This is a genomic window from Cupriavidus sp. SK-4 (genome assembly GCF_000611125.1).
Classification (GTDB): domain Bacteria; phylum Pseudomonadota; class Gammaproteobacteria; order Burkholderiales; family Burkholderiaceae; genus Cupriavidus; species Cupriavidus necator.
The window spans coordinates 1-17,608 of the sequence record NZ_JFJW01000156.1; the positions used below are offsets into that span (position 1 = coordinate 1).

General features: G+C 67.9%; 21 protein-coding genes and 1 tRNA gene. 4 read left to right on the plus strand and 18 right to left on the minus strand.

Going from position 1 to position 17,608, the window contains the following annotated elements; all coding sequences use genetic code 11:
• Positions 1-913 (plus strand): hypothetical protein (locus CF68_RS30895; protein ID WP_035826518.1); only part of this gene is annotated, 913 nt, incomplete at its 5' end.
• An 81-nt stretch (positions 914-994) separates the two neighbouring features.
• Entirely contained in the window at positions 995-2,305 is a 1,311-nt protein-coding gene (locus tag CF68_RS30900) for an MFS transporter (RefSeq protein ID WP_013958307.1), read from the plus strand.
• A 72-nt stretch (positions 2,306-2,377) separates the two neighbouring features.
• On the opposite strand, the gene CF68_RS30905 is transcribed toward CF68_RS30900, so the two are convergent.
• Positions 2,378-2,734, minus strand: a complete 357-nt coding sequence (locus CF68_RS30905) for a hypothetical protein (protein ID WP_035826520.1) — start codon at positions 2,732-2,734, stop codon at positions 2,378-2,380.
• A gap of 105 nt (positions 2,735-2,839) precedes the next feature.
• Here CF68_RS30905 and CF68_RS30910 point away from each other — a divergent pair, with 105 nt between their 5' ends.
• Positions 2,840-3,457: a DNA-3-methyladenine glycosylase I gene (locus CF68_RS30910; RefSeq protein WP_035826522.1), complete on the plus strand. Its 618-nt coding sequence runs from the start codon at positions 2,840-2,842 to the stop codon at positions 3,455-3,457.
• A gap of 415 nt (positions 3,458-3,872) precedes the next feature.
• On the opposite strand, the gene CF68_RS30915 is transcribed toward CF68_RS30910, so the two are convergent.
• Positions 3,873-4,841: a cation diffusion facilitator family transporter gene (locus CF68_RS30915; protein WP_035826524.1), complete on the minus strand. Its 969-nt coding sequence runs from the start codon at positions 4,839-4,841 to the stop codon at positions 3,873-3,875.
• 150 nt (positions 4,842-4,991) lie between these two features.
• Here CF68_RS30915 and CF68_RS30920 point away from each other — a divergent pair, with 150 nt between their 5' ends.
• Positions 4,992-5,243, plus strand: a complete 252-nt coding sequence (locus CF68_RS30920) for a hypothetical protein (RefSeq protein WP_010813430.1) — start codon at positions 4,992-4,994, stop codon at positions 5,241-5,243.
• Positions 5,244-5,325: 82 nt separating this feature from the next.
• Here the strand turns inward: CF68_RS30920 and CF68_RS30925 are convergent, their stop codons facing one another.
• The 16 genes from CF68_RS30925 to CF68_RS31000 form a co-directional block, all read right to left on the minus strand.
• Positions 5,326-6,003: an aspartate/glutamate racemase family protein gene (locus CF68_RS30925; RefSeq protein ID WP_035826527.1), complete on the minus strand. Its 678-nt coding sequence runs from the start codon at positions 6,001-6,003 to the stop codon at positions 5,326-5,328.
• Positions 6,004-6,258: 255 nt separating this feature from the next.
• Positions 6,259-6,334: transfer RNA gene (locus CF68_RS30930), tRNA-Ala, on the minus strand.
• Positions 6,335-6,408: 74 nt separating this feature from the next.
• Positions 6,409-8,130 (minus strand): thiosulfohydrolase SoxB, encoded by a 1,722-nt coding sequence (gene soxB, locus CF68_RS30935; protein WP_035826529.1) that lies wholly within the window; start codon positions 8,128-8,130, stop codon positions 6,409-6,411.
• A 61-nt stretch (positions 8,131-8,191) separates the two neighbouring features.
• On the minus strand, positions 8,192-8,686 hold the full coding sequence (locus tag CF68_RS30940; protein ID WP_035826531.1) for a TlpA disulfide reductase family protein: 495 nt from the start codon (positions 8,684-8,686) through the stop codon (positions 8,192-8,194).
• A gap of 5 nt (positions 8,687-8,691) precedes the next feature.
• Positions 8,692-9,354 (minus strand): sulfur oxidation c-type cytochrome SoxX, encoded by a 663-nt coding sequence (soxX, locus tag CF68_RS30945; RefSeq protein ID WP_035826533.1) that lies wholly within the window; start codon positions 9,352-9,354, stop codon positions 8,692-8,694.
• Positions 9,355-9,373: 19 nt separating this feature from the next.
• On the minus strand, positions 9,374-10,201 hold the full coding sequence (soxA, locus tag CF68_RS30950) for a sulfur oxidation c-type cytochrome SoxA (RefSeq protein ID WP_035826535.1): 828 nt from the start codon (positions 10,199-10,201) through the stop codon (positions 9,374-9,376).
• Between the two features lie 73 nt (positions 10,202-10,274).
• Positions 10,275-10,727 (minus strand): DsrE family protein, encoded by a 453-nt coding sequence (locus CF68_RS30955; protein ID WP_035826537.1) that lies wholly within the window; start codon positions 10,725-10,727, stop codon positions 10,275-10,277.
• An 85-nt stretch (positions 10,728-10,812) separates the two neighbouring features.
• On the minus strand, positions 10,813-11,124 hold the full coding sequence (gene soxZ, locus CF68_RS30960; protein ID WP_018006135.1) for a thiosulfate oxidation carrier complex protein SoxZ: 312 nt from the start codon (positions 11,122-11,124) through the stop codon (positions 10,813-10,815).
• 46 nt (positions 11,125-11,170) lie between these two features.
• The gene (gene soxY, locus CF68_RS30965; protein ID WP_010812118.1) at positions 11,171-11,626 is read right to left on the minus strand and encodes a thiosulfate oxidation carrier protein SoxY; all 456 of its coding nucleotides are present in this window, start codon (positions 11,624-11,626) and stop codon (positions 11,171-11,173) included.
• Between the two features lie 160 nt (positions 11,627-11,786).
• The gene (locus CF68_RS30970) at positions 11,787-12,113 is read right to left on the minus strand and encodes a c-type cytochrome (RefSeq protein WP_035826540.1); all 327 of its coding nucleotides are present in this window, start codon (positions 12,111-12,113) and stop codon (positions 11,787-11,789) included.
• 117 nt (positions 12,114-12,230) lie between these two features.
• A complete protein-coding gene (locus CF68_RS30975; RefSeq protein ID WP_035826542.1) occupies positions 12,231-13,268 on the minus strand; it encodes a c-type cytochrome in 1,038 nt (345 codons plus the stop codon).
• Positions 13,252-14,601 (minus strand): sulfite dehydrogenase, encoded by a 1,350-nt coding sequence (soxC, locus tag CF68_RS30980; protein ID WP_035826544.1) that lies wholly within the window; start codon positions 14,599-14,601, stop codon positions 13,252-13,254. Before soxC ends, CF68_RS30975 begins: the two co-directional genes overlap by 17 nt.
• Before the next feature lie 108 nt (positions 14,602-14,709).
• Positions 14,710-15,129: a metalloregulator ArsR/SmtB family transcription factor gene (locus CF68_RS30985; RefSeq protein ID WP_035826546.1), complete on the minus strand. Its 420-nt coding sequence runs from the start codon at positions 15,127-15,129 to the stop codon at positions 14,710-14,712.
• Positions 15,130-15,176: 47 nt separating this feature from the next.
• The gene (locus CF68_RS30990; RefSeq protein WP_010812123.1) at positions 15,177-16,067 is read right to left on the minus strand and encodes an O-acetylserine/cysteine exporter; all 891 of its coding nucleotides are present in this window, start codon (positions 16,065-16,067) and stop codon (positions 15,177-15,179) included.
• A gap of 89 nt (positions 16,068-16,156) precedes the next feature.
• Positions 16,157-17,422, minus strand: a complete 1,266-nt coding sequence (locus CF68_RS30995) for an NAD(P)/FAD-dependent oxidoreductase (protein WP_035826549.1) — start codon at positions 17,420-17,422, stop codon at positions 16,157-16,159.
• Between the two features lie 15 nt (positions 17,423-17,437).
• Positions 17,438-17,608: cytochrome c553 (locus tag CF68_RS31000; protein ID WP_035826551.1), on the minus strand; the 171-nt coding region annotated here is incomplete at its 5' end.

Sequence of the window (17,608 nt, forward strand, 5' to 3'; positions counted from 1 at the left end):
GGCCGCCGGCGCGGCGCATGCCCAGGGCGCGCCCGGACTGCGCCTGGCCGGGGCCAATGTGCAGCGGCACGCCAACGCGGTGCTGTCGCTGATGGCGTACTCGGTGGTGCCGGACCTTACCTCCAGTTCGCTGTCGATCAACAACACCAGCACCGACGATCCCGGCATCGTCATGTCGCAGCTGGGGGGCGGCTTCACCATCAGCAAGTCGTTCCCGCTCTACCTGGAAGGCGCCATCGCCTACAGCCGCTACGATCCCACCTTCGTTGCCACCAATGGCGCCGAATCCCGCGCCATCCCGACCCGCTGGAACACCTTTTCCGGCACCATCGGCGTGGGCTGGGACTTTCCGCTGACGGCCAACAAGGAACTGGTGTTCAGGCCGATCTTCAACGCCTCGCTGGGCAATGTCTCCAGCGACCTGTCAATCGGCAAGTTCGCGGTCGAGCAGGTCACCGACCGCCAGATCAACTTCCTCGACGGCGGCAGCCTGAACGCCTACGGGCTGGGCGGCTCGGTGATGCTGGACTGGGAGCACTACCGCGAGAACTACGAGATCGATGTGGAACTGCGCTACACCAATATCCACCTGCAGAGCTTCGGCGGCACGACCAGCGCGGTGACGGGCACGGCCACGGCGCAGACCGCCAATCTGTGGGCGCGCTGGCGGGCGCCAACCGGGATGCATGCGTTCGACCGGCCGGTGCGCTACGTGCTTGAGCTGTCACATTCACACTACCTTGGCAGCCAGGCCGGCATCCTCGGCTTCAACTACCTGACCACGCTCGGCACCGGGCTGGAACTGGACACCAGCGCGCACGAGGTCTTTGTCACGCGGATCCGGGCGGTGCTGCGCTATGTGTTCGGCAACAACGTGTCGGGCGTCTCGCTGGGGCTGGCGGTCAGCTTCTGAGCGCGTTCGCGGCGAATCAGGCGCGGATCGAAAATTAAGGAATCGCTTAATATTGCGGTTTCCCTGCATTTCCGACGCTTCATGACCGCGACTACCGCCCCCATCCCCGACATTTCCGCCGCCACCCGACGAAAGGCGATCATCGCCGCGACCATCGGCAACGGCCTTGAATGGTTCGACTTCACCGTCTACAGCTTCTTTGCCGTCATCATCGCCAAGCTGTTCTTCCCGACCGGCGATGACCTGACCTCGTTCCTGCTGACCGTCGCCACCTTCGGCGTGGGCTTCTTCATGCGCCCGGTCGGCGCCATCGTGCTTGGCGTCTACGCCGACCGCGTGGGCCGCAAGGCGGCGCTGACGCTTACCATCCTGCTGATGGCGCTGGGCACGGCCATCATCGGCCTGGCCCCGACCTACGACCAGATCGGCCTGTGGGCACCGGCGCTGATCGTGCTGGCGCGCCTGATCCAGGGCTTCTCCGCCGGCGGCGAGGTGGGCGGCGCCACCGCCTTCCTGATCGAGCACGCGCCCGACGCCGAGCGCGGCGCCTACGCCAGCTGGCAGCAGGCCAGCCAGGGCATCTCCTTCATGCTGGGCGCGGCCATGGGCGCGCTGGTCACCAACGGCCTGTCGCCCGAGCAGATCGATGCCTGGGGCTGGCGCATCCCGTTTCTGTTCGGCCTGCTGATCGGCCCGGTCGGCATGTATATCCGTTCGCACCTGGACGAGCCGCCCGAGTTCGAGGCGCGCCAGGCCGCGCGCAAGGCCGCCAAGGTCAAGTTCTCGCCGCTCACGCAGGTGCTGCGCGACCACCCGCGCGAAGTGCTGGCCGGCCTGGGCGTGACCATCCTGTGGACGGTGTGCACCTACGTGCTGGTGTTCTACATGCCGTCGTACGCCAAGCAGCAGCTGGGCCTGCCACTGGGCGCGACCTTCAAGTCGACCGCGCTGTGTGGCGCCATCATCCTGGTGCTGTGCCCGCTGATGGGCATGCTGTCGGACCGCATGGGCCGCAAGCGCATGCTGGGCATCGTGGCGCTGCTGATCGGCGTGCTGGCTTATCCGCTGTTCCACTGGCTCAATGTGTCGCCGAGCACGCAGACGCTGCTGCAGGTGCAGATCGTGCTGGGCATCCTGCTGGCGGCCTTCACCGGCCCGGCCCCGGCGGTGCTGGCCGAGCAGTTCCCGACCGAGGTGCGCTCCACCGGGCTGTCGCTGGCCTACAACTTCGCCGTGACCATCTTCGGCGGCTTTGCGCCGTTGATCGTGACCTGGCTGATCGAGTCGACGCAGAACAAGCTGGCGCCGGCTTACTACGTGATCGCCGCTGCCGTGGTGAGTTTTATCGCGCTGGTGTTCATGCACGACCGCACGGGCAAGAAGCTGGCCTGAGCCGTCCGCGCCAGTTCCAGACAAGAAAGCCAGCTGCGAGGCTGGCTTTTTTGTTGCCCGCGGACAGCCCGTCTAGCCGGCTTCGTCCTCGTCCCGATGGATATTGATCACATGCCGAGCCTCGAAGCATAGCGGCATGCCCGGGTTCATCTCGTCGGTGCAATACGGCTGGTTGTCGAGCTCGCCGGTGTAAAGGCTGCCCTCGCGCCCGGTGACGATCACCCACATCCGCTCCACGTGAACCTCTTCGCTGCCCGTCTCCTCGGCGACCAGGATGCGGAAGATCAGCTTGACCAGCTGGCCGGGCGCGAGTGCATCACGCTCCTCGCGCGGCGGCATCCAGAAGGTGTCGGGATGGGCGGCGGCGATGGGCTCGGCGTCGTCGAGCTCCCATCCGTCTTCGTCCAGGGTTGTCAATCGCATGTCCATTTTCAGCCTTCCGCAATCTCTCAGGTGCGGGCATGATCGCAGCAAATGCGCCGGTCGGCGAGAGCCTGGCCGGCGTGCGGGACTTTCAACAGGGAACAGGGACCCATGACAAGCAAGAAGGAAGCAGCGGTGCGCTGCGGCTGGTGCGGCACGCTGGAGGACTATTGCCACTACCACGACACCGAGTGGGGCTTCCCGGTCGCCGACGACCGCCGGCTGTTCGAGAAGCTGTGCCTGGAAGGCTTCCAGTCCGGCCTGAGCTGGCTGACCATCCTGCGCAAGCGCGAGGCCTTCCGCAAGGCGTTCGCCAATTTCGACATCGAAAAGGTGGCGCGCTTCAGTGAGCGCGATATCGCACGCCTGCTGGGCGACGCCGGCATCGTGCGCCACCGCGGCAAGATCGAGGCGGCCATCAACAATGCGCAGCGGGCCCGCGAACTGCTGGAGACGGAATCGTCGCTGGCCGCCTACTTCTGGCGCTTCGAACCCGATCCGGCCAGCCGGCCCAGGGTGCTGACTCCCGAGGTGCTGCGCACCATGGCGACCTCGCCGGAATCCACGGCGCTGTCAAAGGACCTGAAGAAGCGCGGCTGGCGCTTTGTCGGTCCCACCACCATGTACGCGCTGATGCAGGCGATGGGTCTGGTCAATGACCACCAGGAAGGCTGCACGACCCGTGCCGAGGTGTTGGCTGCACGCAAGGTGTTCAAGGTGCCGCGCTAGCGTTGCGCGGACGTATACCCGGTGCGCGCCAGGTATACGTCCGAGTACGCCGGCTGGCGGCGACGGTATACGCCGGCGCATGAACATGCCCGCGTAAACGTCAGGCCACCGCGAACAGCGCAACGGTCCTGCCTATGTCTTTAATATTGTTTACATATGTAAACATAGTAGTAGTAGGTAAACCAGGCCTCAGGCCGTGGATAAGTCACCTTTTCCCTTTCGGCTCAGGGACTTGCAGCAAAGATAACCACCCCGGGATAACCCTGATTAGCCGGGATAGCCCAGCGGCCACGTATACGTCGGCGGCGTGGGTGCCGGAGTTATCCGTATACGTCCCACAAGGCGCCCCCAGGCGGGGCACAGCTTGTCCGGGCGGTTATCCCCAGCAACCGGCGAAGATGTCCACAGGCCGGGCTCAGGCAGCGCTGGCCTGGCTGCTCATGTATACGGGGTCGACATGCGTCATCACGTTGAGCACGTGATGATGTTCCAGGGTGCGGCGCCGGGCTTCGACTGCGATCGCATGGCCCTGCGCCACCGTCTGCGCGGCATCGATCTCCAGGTGCACGTCCACCAGCACCTGGTCGCCCATCTTGCGGGTGCGCAGGTCGTGCAGGCCCAGTACGCCGGGCGTGCCCAGCATGGTCGCGCGGATCGCCGCGACGGTCTCCTCGTCGGCCGCCCGGTCCATCAGGTCGTTGAGTGCATCCCAGCCGAAACGCAGGCCCATGCGCGCCACCATCAGCCCGACCACGATGGCCGCCACCGGATCGAGCATGTGGTAGCCCATCAGGTTGCCGCCAATGCCAAGCGCCACCACCAGCGACGAGGCCGCATCCGAACGCGCATGCCACGCATTGGCCACCAGCATGCCCGAGCGCACGCGCCGCGCCACCACCAGCATGTAGCGGAACAGCAGCTCCTTGGACACCAGCGCGGCCAGCGCCACCCACAAGGCCACCGGCTGCACCGGCTGCAGGCTGGCCGGATGCTGCAATTTGTCCACCGCCGCCCACAGCATGCCCGCCCCCACCGCCAGCAGCAGCGCGCCGAGTGCCAGCGACGCCGCGGTCTCGAAGCGCAGGTGGCCGTACTGGTGGTCGGCGTCCGGATCCTTGCGGCTCTGCCAGCCGGCCAGCAGCACCACGAAGTCGGACAGCAGGTCTGAGAGGGAATGCGCGGCGTCGGCGATCAGCGCCTGCGAGCCAGAGATGACGCCGGCCACCGCCTGTGCGGCGGTCAGGCCGATATTGACGGCCACGCTGACCAGCGTGCTGCGCCGGCCGGCCCGGTGGCGCGCGTCGGCCTCGGCCGGGCTGGCGGCAGTGGCGTCGTCCGGCAGGCCGGCGGATGCTGGCCGCAGAGGGTTGTGTTCCGATTCCATCGGGTGACTATAGCCCAACATTCGCAATGGGCGGAGCGGGCCATGGCGGCGCTGCCGTGCCGATTTCGTAACAGCGCTGGCGAAGTTTTGGTGTCGCCTTTACCGTTACACAGGACGGGCACACCCGGACACTGCAAGGAGGACCCAACGATGGCGATTCGGTCACTTGCCTCGCACAGCACATCCCAGCTGCGCCGCCTGGTCGGACAGATGCAGGCGGAAGTCGATGCATTAGAGAACCTTTCCACCCCTGACGCCGACGCGCAAAGCCGCCTTGGCTACGCCATCGGCCGCCTGCGCGACGGCATCGAGGCGGTCGAGGACGCGCTGCAGTCGCTGCGCGCGCTGCAACAGGTACGGCCGTCGGCGATGAAGGCCCGCCGGCCGACCCGGGTGGCCTAGCCTACCCGCGCCTGCACGCTGGCGCGATCCACACGGCCGGGCAGATCGCTCGCGGCCCTTCCTGTTGTCCCCACGGGCCGGCTTACGCCGCCGGGCAATAGCGCAGCGCCTGCGACATGGCTGCGCACGCGGCCGGCACCGGGCCGATGACGGGAATCGGAAAGCGCTGGCCCAGCGCCCGGGCGGCCTCGCCCAGCGGGCCGCCGCCAATGATCACGGCTTGCGCCCCATCGGCGCGGATGCAGGTATCGACCGCGCCCGCCAGCAGGTCTTCCTGCTGCTGCGGCGTGCCGCCCAGCGCGCGCGGATCGCCCTCGGTGAAGCGCGCGCCCGTGAACAGCTCGTCCAACCCCTGCCGGCGCACGCTGGCGCTGATCGACGCCGCCAGCCGCGGCGTGGTGGTGGCAATGCCGAAGCGCCGCCGCCCGGCCGCGGCCGCACGCATCGAGGCTTCGCCGATGCCCACCACCGGCACCGACAGGTGCGCGCGCAGGGCCTCGATGCCGGGGTCGCCAAAAGCGCCGACGATCACGCCGTCGGCACCGCCGGCCAGGCGCAGCATGTCTGCATCGCAGATCGCCTCGGCGGCCACGGCAAGATCGTCTTCGTCGATGATCATCGGCGCCCCGCGCGTGACCGTCGCGCCGACCACGGCCGGCGGCGCGGCCATGGCCTGCGCGAACCAGGCGCGCGCGATCTCGACCATCATCTGCGTGGTGGCGCTCGACGTATTCGGGTTGATCAGCAGGATGTGGCTCATGGATGTCTCTTGAGATTCAGGATTGCCAGCGCAGGTACATCGCCAGCGGGTGGCCCGATTTCCTGTTGGCTTGCATGGGATCGAACAAGGCCCCGGCGGGTGTGGATTGACGGCGGCACAAGGCGCGTACGCCTGTGCCGAGGGGTCAACGATAGCGTATGGCGGCTGCCAGCGCGAGATGGCGGACAGCGCAGGCGGCAGAAACACAAAAGCCCCGGAAAGCGTTGGCTTTCCGGGGCTTTTGCGCGGGATATCTGGTGGACCGAAGGAGGATCGAACTCCCGACCTCTGCATTGCGAACGCAGCGCTCTCCCAGCTGAGCTATCGGCCCGTGGCGGTTGATTGTAGCGTAATACGGCGGCGCCCTTCAATCCTCGCGGCGGCGCATGAGGGCGCTGTGCAACATCAGGCTGCCATGCCCGGATTGCCGTCCATGCCGCGCACGCGCGGCAGGTTCAGCGGGCGGGCGCTGACTTCCTTCGTGCTGCGCAGCCACTGCGCCATTACGTCCCAGATCGGGGCGCCGCCGGCCTGGCGCGCCTCTTCGGCCACCGGGGCCCAGCCCGCCACCTTGTAGGTCTTGCCGGCTTCCAGCGGCTTGCCGGCCAGGCGCATGTCGCTGATGCGCTTGCCCATGCCGGCGGTTGGATCGATGGTGTACTGCAGCCCGCCCACGCGCACCATGTCGCCGCCCTGCTGGTAGTACGGGTCGGGGTTGAACAGGTTGTCGGCCACGTCTTCCAGGATGGTCTTGATGGTCTCGCCGCTCATCTGCGTCACCGTGGTGTACGGGTAGGTGATGGCGGTCTGGTCCATCAGGTGTTCCATGGTGATGGCCTCGCCCGGCAGCAGCGTGGTACCCCAGCGGAAGCCCGGCGAGAACGCGATCTGCGCGCCCTGGGCCTGCATCAGGCCGTCCAGGATCAGCTGGTCGAAGGTGCCGTTGAAGTTGCCGCGGCGGTACAGCAGGCCGCGGTTGACGGCCAGCACTTCGCCCAGTTTTTGCTCATAGGGCGCGCGAACCTTCTTGATCAGCGCGTCCATGGCAGGGTCGGCCGGCAGGTAGTTGGCGAATACCGGCAGCAGCCGGTAGCGGAAGTCCGCGACCTTGCCGCCCTTCACGTCAAAATCCAGCACGCCGAGGAACTTGCCGTTGGAGCCGGCATTGGTCACCAGCGTGGTGCCGCCGGCATTCTTCACCGGCACCGGCGCGGGCATGCCGTCATGGGTATGGCCGCCCAGGATGGCGTCTAGCCCGCGCACGCGCGAGGCCAGCTTCAGGTCCACATCCATGCCGTTGTGGGACAGCAGCACCACCGCCTGCGCGCCTTTGCCGCGCGCTGCGTCGATGACCTGCTGCAGGTTCTCTTCCTGGATGCCGAAGGTCCAGTCCGGCACGAAGTAGCGCGGGTTGGCGATGGGCGTGTACGGAAAGGCCTGGCCGATGATGGCCACCGGCACGCCATTGATCTCGCGGATCACGTACGGATCGAATACCGGATCGCCGAAATCATTGGTCTTGATGTTCTGCGCCAGGAAGGCGACCTTGCCCTTGAAGTCCTTGTCGACGATCTCCTTGACGCGGTCCGCGCCCAGGGTCATCTCCCAGTGCGGCGTCATCACGTCCACGCCCAGCGCCAGCGCGGCATCGACCATGTCCTGGCCCTTGGTCCACAGCGCGGTGGCCGAGCCCTGCCAGGTATCGCCACCATCGAGCAGCAAGGCGCCCGGCCGGCCCGCCTTCAGCCGTTTCACCAGCGTGGCCAGGTGCGCAAACCCGCCGACCTTGCCATAGCGGCGCGCGGCCTCGTTGAAATCCAGGTAGGTGAACGCATGCGCCTGCGGCGTGCCGGGGCGGATGCCGTACTGGCGCAGCAGCGCGTCGCCGACCAGGTGCGGCGGCTTGCCGGCATAGTCGCCGATACCGAGGTTGACGTTGGGCTCGCGGAAATACACCGGCCGCAGCTGCGCATGGCAATCGGTGAAATGCAGCAGGTGGACGTTGCCGAAGCGCGGCAGGTCATACATGGCCTCGGCGGCCTGCGCGGCGTGCGCGTCTTGATGGGGGAACGTCATGCCGCCGGCGCCGGCAATGGCCAGCACCTGCAGGAACTCGCGTCGGTTCATGTCTCTTCCTGGAATTGGCGGTGGCGGTCGGCCCGTGGCACAGGCGTCCGCCATCGCAAAACTATGGCCGCGCGTACCGCTCCAGCGCCGCCACGTCGTCTTCGAGCATTTCGCCCACTTCCTTCTGCACCACGCGGCCACGCGCGTCGATCACGTACAGCTCCGGTAGCCCCTTGCGCTTGCCGAACACGGCCTGCAGCGCGGGCGAATCCATCGTCGCCGGGAAGGTGTAGCCGCGCTGCTTCATGTAGTCGGCAGCCTCGCGCGGATCCTTGTCGATGCTGATGGTCAGCACCTGCAGCGGCGTGCCGCGCGTGCGTTGATAAAGCTTCTGCAGGCGCGGGTTCTGCATCGCGCAGAACGGGCACCACGAGGCCCAGTACTCGACCACCAGCGGCTTGCCAGCCAGCGCGGCGGCGCTGAGGGTGCGGCCGTCGAGCGTGCGCACGTCGGGCAGGCGCACGGTGTCGCCGACCTCCAGCGCTGCCGCGCCGGCTGCGGCGCCGGTCAGGCTGAAGGCCAGCAGCCAGCGCAGCAGCACGGCAGGCGCGCGCATCGGCCTTACTGGTTGACCGGCGAGGCCGGGTCGAGCAGCAGCGCCATCACGTCGCGGATCTGGGCCTCGGTCAGGATGCCCTTGTGGCCGAAGCGCGGCATGTTGGAGCAGGCGGCGTAGGCGCTGGAGTCCCAGATCTTGCCCCAGGTGTACTTGATGACTTCCTGCGAGTTGCCGCGCAGCTTGCCGTACTGGTACAGCGACGGGCCGATATTGCCGAACGAGATCTCGGCCTTGGTCATCTGGTGGCAGGCGTAGCAATTGCCGCCGTTGGTGCCGCCGACCTGGTCGGTGAACTGCATGCCGCGGCCGTTCTGGGCGACCTTTTCGCCTTCCTTCCAGTCGCCCAGCCATTTGTCTTCGGCGGGGTATTTCACCTGCTTGAGCTCGGCGGCTTCGATCTTCTTGGCAAGCTTCGCCGGCACCTTGGTGCGGTCCGGGTACTGGCTGCAGGCCTGCTGCATGCCGTCCTGGTTGAGCACGCCTTCGACCGTGACCGGGCCGCGCGACGAGAAAGAATCCTCGATCAGGTGCTTCATGTCGGTGCCGCTGACGGCGGCGGGCTTGCCCTTGGGCGCGCGGGGCTTGGTGCTGTCCTGCGCGTGGGCGCCGGTTGCCAGCAGGGTGGCCAGGGCCGCGATGGCCAGGGCCTGGTGTTGTCGTTGCATGGTGTCTCTCCCGTACTGGTCAGCGCTTCATCGCCGGGCCGTCGTAGGTCCCGCCGTTGGCGTTCTTCGCCAGGAACATGGTCAGCGCGGTGATCACGTCCGAGCCATAGGCGGGTTCGGGAAAGCGCTGCTGGCGCAGGCAGTCGTACAGGCGGTGCTGCATGGTGCGGACCTCGCCCTGCGAGACGCGGTAGGCGGGCCAGGTGGTGTAGGCCGCCTGCGCGCCCTTGTCGGTCAGCAGGTTGGGCAGGTCCTGCAGGCGGATGCGCTGGCCGTCCACCGCATGGCAGGTGGCACAGGCAAAGTCATAGGCGCCGCCGCGGTAGAAGAACATCTTCTCGCCCAGCGCATAGGTGCGCTTTTCTTCGGGATGGCTGAGCTGCACGTTCATCTTCACGCCGCGCGACTCGCCGGTCAGGTAGGCCACCAGGCGCTCGATCTCGGACGGCTTGCCCGACGACGAGAACGGGTTCTTCGTCGCCTCTTCCCTGGTCAGCCCCTGCAGCGTCATGCGGCAGTAAGCGAGCCGCTGCTCCAGGTCCATCACCTTGCTGGCGTCCTTGAAATAGCGCGGCAGCTCGGCGTAGGCGCCCTTGGTCACGCCCGGGCCCTTGCCCAGGTCGCACTGTTCCAGCGAGGCGTTCTTCGGGCCAGCCGGCTTCTTCCACAGCTCTTCGCCGGCGGCTTCCCACAACTCGGCGGGATTGCCTTCGGCCAGCATCTGGCGGTACTTGGCGATTTCTTCGGCGGTGCTGCCCTGCGCATGCACGGCGGCGGCAGAGGCCACCGCAGCGGTGGCCGCCGCGGCCAGCGCGGCGCGCCGGGCCAGGCTTCGGATGGTGTTCATGGGGCTTCTCCTCGCGGCCTCGCACCGTGGCGGGCCGTTCTTTCTCTTGTTGCCGGAAGCTACGCCGCCCGGCTCAGGGCTTGATATAGGCGTAGCCTTCTTCGGCCTGCAGGTGCGCAATCTCGACCACGCCGGCCGGTACCACCTTGGCTTCCATCAACAGGCTCGATTCTGCAATCTTGCGTGCGGTCAGGGTGTTGCGGCACACGCGGAACTCCACCCCCGCCGAGGCCAGCGCGCCCACCGGGCCGTCAAAGGTGTTGCCGCGCGCATCCTTGGCGCCTTCGACCAGGAAATCGATGCCGTAGCCGAACGCGACCACCACGATCTTCGTTCCCGGCGCGCCGTTCAGGTGGTTGCGCAGGTTGCCCATCGCGCGCACCGCCTGGTCGATGCCTTCGGACAGCTGGTACACCACCTTCACGCGCCCGCCCTTGCCGGCAGCCGGGGCAGCCTGCGCCGCCGCCTTGGCGCTCAGGCCGATGGCGGCCAGTGCCGCCGATGCTCGAATAAATGCTCGCCGCATGTTGTTCCTTCCCGCCGGGCCAGTCCCGGCATCCGTCCCGAACCTTAGCAGAGGACGGCGTGGCCTGCCGGCCGCGGAACGGCTGTCAGGCGATGGTCGCTTCGTCGGTGCGCTTGTCGCCCTTGTTGTCGATCCAGGTCACGGCGACCTTGTCGCCCTTGGCACCGCCCTTGAACTTGAAGTTCAGGAACGGGTCCTTCGATACCGCCGGGCCGAACTGGGCGCGGAACACTTCCTTGCCCTTGCACTGGGCGGTCACGGTCTGGATATGCCAGGCCGGGACGACCTTGCCGGACGCGTCCTTGCGCTGGCCGGTTTCCATGTCGTGCTTCATCAGAATCTTGACGTCAACCACGCCGCCGTTTTCGGTGGCGCGTACGCGCATCGGGTCTGCCATGTGTTTCTCCTGTTGCAGTTTGGGAATCTCGATCCGGGGCGCGGCGTCAGCCGCCGCAGCCGCCCAGCGTGACCTTGATTTCCTTCGATGCCACGTACCACTTGCCGCCGGCCTTGACCGCGGCATGCACGACCGAGGTCTGGCCCATCTTCACGCGCGTGGAGACGAACGGCTCGGTGCCGGCCGGGATGATGAAGTCGGCGGCCAGCGTGTTGGGGTTCTTTTCCACCAGGATCGCGATCTGCTCGGTATCCGGGATGGTGCTGGTCACGGCCACCGGCACCACGGCGCCGTTCTCGGCGATATCGGGGGCGGTGAAGGTGATGGCGGTGCTTTTCTCGGTGCCGCTGCCGCCGAGCGCCTTGATCACGTCGGCAACGCTCTTGCCGTCAAAGGCGTTCTTGTTCCACTCGGCCGCCTGCGCCTCGCTGATCAGGCCGGTGGCGGCCATCAGCGACAGGACAGCGGTGACCCGCAGCACTTCTCGTCGTTTGGAATTCATTTTTCTGCTCTCCGGCTACTCCGTTCCAGTCGGTCGATGACCGCTTCGGGGATTTTTCTTCATGCGGCCGGTACATGGCCGGCCGCTGGTCTGTCCTGGCCGCGCGGCATTCACCGCCCGGCCTGGTGCATCGGCGGACTGCCCGCCTGGTCGGTAAGGCTTACTTGGCGGGGGCGCCGGCCAGCACCCACTCGACCACGGTCTTCAGGTCGGCGTCGCTGATGGCGGCGTTGGCCGGCATCGGCACCGGGCCCCAGACGCCCGAACCACCGCTCTTGACCTTCTTGGACAGGGTCGCCAGGGCGTTCTTGTCGCCCTTGTACTTGGTGGCCACTTCCTTGTAGGAAGGACCGACCAGCTTCTTGTCGACCTGGTGGCAACCCATGCAGGCGTTCTTGTTGGCGATCTCCTGTGCCTTGGCGGCATCGACCGCGTGGGCCGATGCGGCGGCGCCGAGCATCAGCGCTGCGATGACAAACTGCTTCATTGTTAAGCTCTCCAAGCTCTGTAAAGCCGTGGGGACGGCAAAGGCCGCTGGGCCGTACTGCAGTGGCTTCGCGGCACACCCTGGCCGCTGCCTGGGGGCACTGCGACGGCCAGTCCGCTATTTTGCCTCAAGAATCCAGCCCACCATGGCCTGCACGTCCGAATCCGGGATCTGCGGCTGCGGCGGCATCGGCACGCTGCCCCATGCGCCCTGCCCGCCCGCCTTGACCTTGCGCGCCAGCGCGCCATGCGCGTCCTGGCCCTTGTACTTGCCGGCGATGTCGGCAAAGGACGGCCCCACCAGCTTGCGGTCCATCGCGTGGCAGGCCATGCACTGGTACTGGCTGGTGAGCCGCGCGCCCGGCGCGGCCGGCGCAGAAGGATCTGATGCGGCACTTTTCGATGCGGCATTGCCCGCGGCCACGCCGCGCACCGGGCCGAAGGCCCGCTGCTGCTGCGCCAGCTCGCCATGGGCATCGCGGGCATAGTCCGGTATCGACGAGGTAATCACCACCTTATCGGCGCAGTCCTGCATGCAGGCCGTATTGCGCGTATCCGGCCGGCCGCGCCCCGGCCACAGGCCGTGGCCGGTGGTCATGCCGTCGCGGTTGGGCATGCGCCGCTGGACCTCGGCGATATTGGCGTCAGACAGCGTGAAGTCGGCCGGGACGATCTCGCCCAGGTGCAGCATATAAGCGGTGACCGCGTAGACGTCGCCCACGCTCAGGCTCTTGGGCGCGTTCCACGGCATGGCGCGGTGGATGTAGTCCCACAGCGTGCTGACGGTGCTGACCTTCATCAGCGTGGTGCGGTACGGCTGGTTGCCGGTCATGCCGGCCACGCGGCCGCGCCTGATGTCTTCGGCGGTGGTGCCGCCGACCAGCGGCGTAAACACCTCGTTGGATTCGCCGAAGTCGCCGTGGCACGACGCGCACTTGCCGTCCCAGACCTTCTGCCCCTGCGCCACCGTGCCGCTGCCCCTGGGCAGGCCCTGGAAGTCCGGGCGCACGTCGATGTCCCACGCCGCGACTTCCGCGGGCGTCGCGGTGCGGCCAAGCGCCGCACGCGCGTCGGTCGTGCCCGCCCAGGCCGGGGCGGCGCTGACGGCTGCCAGCACCAGGGCGGCGGCGGTCCTGAACTCAGCCCACATGGACATTGGACACCTCGCCGCCTGCCGCCACCTGCCAGCTCTGGATGGCGTTGTTGTGGTAGATCGAGCGCGTGCCGCGCACCGCGCGCAGCTGCCCCAGCTTCGGCTGCACGTAGCCGGTGTCGTCGATGGCGCGGCTTTGCAGGATGGCGGGGCCGCCGTCCCAGACCCAGTCCAGATTGAAGCGCGTCAGGCACTTGGACAGCACCGGCGCCTCCAGCCGCGCGGTGCGCCAGTTGCGCCCGCCGTCGGTCGAGACATCGACACGCCTGATGCGCCCGCGCCCCGACCACGCCAGCCCGCTGATGTTGTAGAAGCCCTTGCCCACCAGCTGCTGCCCGCCCGAAGGCGTGGTGATGACCGATTTGCACTCCTGGATCGAGGTGTACTGGCGCAGCTTGCCGTCCGGCATCATGTCCACGTAGTGGATGGTCTCGTCCTTGGCGTTCCAGGGCTGGTCGCCCAGCTCCAGCCGGCGCAGCCACTTGACCCACGACACCCCCTGCACGCCCGGCACCACCAGCCGCAGCGGATAGCCGTTCTCGGGGCGCAGCATCTCGCCGTTCATGCCCCAGGCGACGATGATCTCGTCGGCCAGTTCCATCGGGATGGTGCGCGTCATCGACGAGCCATCGCCGCCTTCGGCCAGCAGGTAGCGGCCGCGGCGCAGGTCGGCGCCGGCATCGTCCAGCAGCACCCGCAGCGGCACGCCGGTGAACTCGCAGCACGACAGCATGCCGTGGGTGTACTGGACCGTGGGCACGGCCACATTGCCCCATTCCATGCCGGTATTGGCGCCGCATTCGATGAAATGCATGCGCGACACCGCCGGCAGGCGCATCAGGTCGTCCATGGTGTAGACGCGCGGCGTGCGCACCAGGCCGTTGAGCATCAGGCGGTGACGGGCCGGGTCGATATCGTGCCAGCCCTGGTGGTGGCGCTCGAAATGCAGGCCATTGGGGGTGATGATGCCGAAGAAGCCCTGCAGCGGCGCGAAGGCCACTGAAGCAGCGGAGACGCGCGTCAGGCCCGGCGACTCGCGCCGCACCAGGTTTTTCTCATGCACGGAGGGCTGCCCGTACGGGCGTGCCGCCACCGGCTGGCCGAGCGAGGTGGCCCAGGGCTGCGGCTGCAGGATGGCGGGATCGCCGTCGGCCGCCAGCGCCTGGCGGCCCGCCGTGGCGGCGGCAATCCCCGCGGCCGCGCCCAAGAAGCTCTTGCGCAGGAAGTCGCGCCGCGGCGCGTCCAGGCCGTGCCGGCCGATGTCCTGCTGCAGCGATGCGCTGACGAAGTGCTCGGGCGCGGGCATGATGCGCCCGGGCCGGTTCCGTTCCTGCAAATCGGTCTCCTCCGGCGCGCTCGCCACGGTCCCCTGGACCGGTCGGCGTGCCTGTTATCGGGCCGCTGCAGCGGGTGCGGCAGCGATCCGTTTACCGGAAGAGCTGAGCTAGCCTGCGGTGCGCCGCCTGCGCGCCGGGGCTTCGGGTGCCGGCTGTGCCATGAAGCGGTCGACCACGCCGGAGGACAAGGCGCTGTCCTCCAGCCGGCTCGCCACCTGCACGCAGACCGTGCGGCACAGCTCGATCACGCTTTCGTCCGCAATGGCGTAGAACACCAGGTTCGCCTCCTTGCGGCGCGACAGCACGCCCGAGCGGTACATCGCGTTGAGATGCCGCGACACATTGGTCTGCGACGAACCCACCGTCTCGACCACCGTGCTGACCGGCTTCTCGCCATCGCACAAGGCGTGCAGGATCTTCAGCCGCGTCGGCTCCGCCAACAGGCTGAAGTAGCCCGATACCTTTTCGAATACGCGATCCAGCTCTTCCATGGCATCCAATATATTCGTATATACGTGAATGCGCATATAGTGTTTACCCACTGATGCAGCACAGCATAAGCGCGGCGGGAGGATCAGCGGCGCGCCAGCGCCCTACCTGCCCACAGGCGCTGGCCGAACACATTGAGCAGCAGCCCGGCCATCACCACTGCCGCGCCCGCCCACTGCGCGCCGGACAGGTCCTCGCCCAGCAGCACATGCGCCGACACCAGCCCCACCACCGGCACCAGCAGCGTCAGCGGCGCCACCTGGCTGGCCGGGTAGCGCGTCAGCAGCCGGCCCCACATGGTGTAGCCGAACACAGTCGCCGCGAAGGCCAGGTAAGCCACGGCAAACACGGCCATGCCCGACACATGGGTGACGCTCTGCACGATGCGCGCCGGGCCCTCGACCCACAGCGACAGCAGCGCGAACGGCACGATCGGGATCAGCGCGCCCCAGATCACCAGCCCCAGCAGGTCGACCGGGCCGATCTTCTTGCTGACGATATTGCCGCTGGCCCAGCAGAACGCCGCGCACAGCGTCAGCACGAAGCCCGCCACGCTCATACCGCCGGCGCTGCCGGCACCGGCCCCGATCAGGGCCAGCCCGCCCGCCGCCACCGCCATGCCCGCAATGTTGTGCCAGCGCACCGGCTCGCCCAGCCACAGCGCAGCAATGGCCAGCGTGAAGAAGGCCTGCGACTGCAGCACCAGCGAGGCCAGTCCGGCCGGCATGCCGACCGCCATGGCGTAGAACAGGAAGGCGAACTGGCCCAGGCTGATGGTGACGCCGTAGGCCAGCAGCAGCCGCCACGGCACGCGCGGGCGCGGCACGAAGAAGATCGCCGGAAACGCCACCAGCAGGAAGCGCAGCGCACCCAGCAGCATCGGCGGCATGTCCGCCAGGCCAACCTTGATGACGACGAAGTTGACGCCCCAGACGCAGACGATGGCGAGGGCGAGTAGACGGTCTCTGGCTTGCATGAGGGGGCTGGGGGCGCGGCCCGGCGCAGTGCCGGACAAAACCCGTAGGGTAGCAGCCCCCGGCCTTCGGGGCATGGCCCGCCCTGTCCCTACCCCAGCATCTCCGCCCAGATGCCCTTGGCCCACGCCAGCGCGTAGTCGCCTTCGAGCTGATTCGGCGCCTCCGACAGCCCGCCCGATCCCGGCACCGTGAGCATGGTCTTCTGCGCCGCGTCATAGCGATGCACGCTGGCCACGTGCACCGCCTCGCGGTCGGAGGTGAAGCTGTAGCAGGTGTTGTTGTAGAGCGGCTGCGGGTCGGGTGCCCGGCCCGACAGCAGCGCGACCATGGCCGCGGCCGCGACCTTGCCATGCTGGTTGGCCATATGGCCCGACTTGGGCATCAGCGGCGCGATCTGGATGGCATCGCCGATCACGTGGATATTGGCCGCGGCGCGCGACTCGAAAGTGACGAAGTCGACCTCGCACCACTTGCCATTGGCCGTGGCCAGCCCCGCCGACACCGCGATCGCGCCGGCGCGCTGGGGCGGCAGCACGTTGAGCACGTCGGCACGCTCGTCGTCCTGCACGTCGAACTTGAGCGTGCGCGTGGCGGGATCCACATCCACCGCGTTGAACTGCGGCCGGTACTCCACCATGCCCGGGTACTGCGACGCCCACACCTTGCGGAACAGCCCGGCCTTGGAGGTGATGTCCGGGTTGGCATCCAGGATCAGCACCTTGCTGCGCGGCTTGTGCTGCCTGAAGTAGTACGCCACCTGGCAGGCGCGCTCGTAGGGTCCCGGCGGGCAGCGGTACGGCGCCAGCGGGATGCTGATGGCATAGGTGCCGCCGTCCGGCATGGCCTCCAGCTGGCGGCGCAGCGCCACGGTCTGCGGGCCGGCCTTCCAGGCGTGCAGGACCTGGTCGCCGCCGGGCTGCTTCTGCCCGGGCAGCGCATCGCTCATCATGTCGACGCCCGGCGACAGCAGCAGGCGGTCGTACGGCAGCGTGGTGCCGCCCGCGAGGCGCACGGTCCGCCTGGCCGGGTCGATGGCCACGGCGGTATCGCGCACCAGCCGCACGCCGTGGCGGCGCACCAGCGCGTCGTAGGGCAAGGTCAGGTCCGCCAGCTGCCGGCTGCCGCCGAGCACCAGGTTCGACAGCGGACAGGAGATAAAGGCCGGATTGGGTTCGACCAGCGTGACCTCGATCGCCTGCTCGCTCCACTCGCGCAGGTAGCGCGCGGCGGTGGCGCCGCCGTAGCCGCCACCCACCACCACCACCTTGGCCGGTGCCGCGGCGCGTGCCGCCCCGACCCCGACCGAACCCAGTACTGCGGCGCCCGCGGCGCCCAGGAAGCTTCGTCTTTGCATGGTAGTCCCCTGCTGTCAGCGCACCGCGGCGAACCACGCCGTGATGGCCGCGATCTGGTCGTCGCTGTAGCCCTTGGCAATCTGGTGCATCACCGTGGCCGGCCGCGTGCCGGCCTTGAAGGCCTGCATCTGCGCGGCCAGTTCCGCCTGCGGGCGGCCGGCCAGCGGCGGGATCGTGCCGCCCGC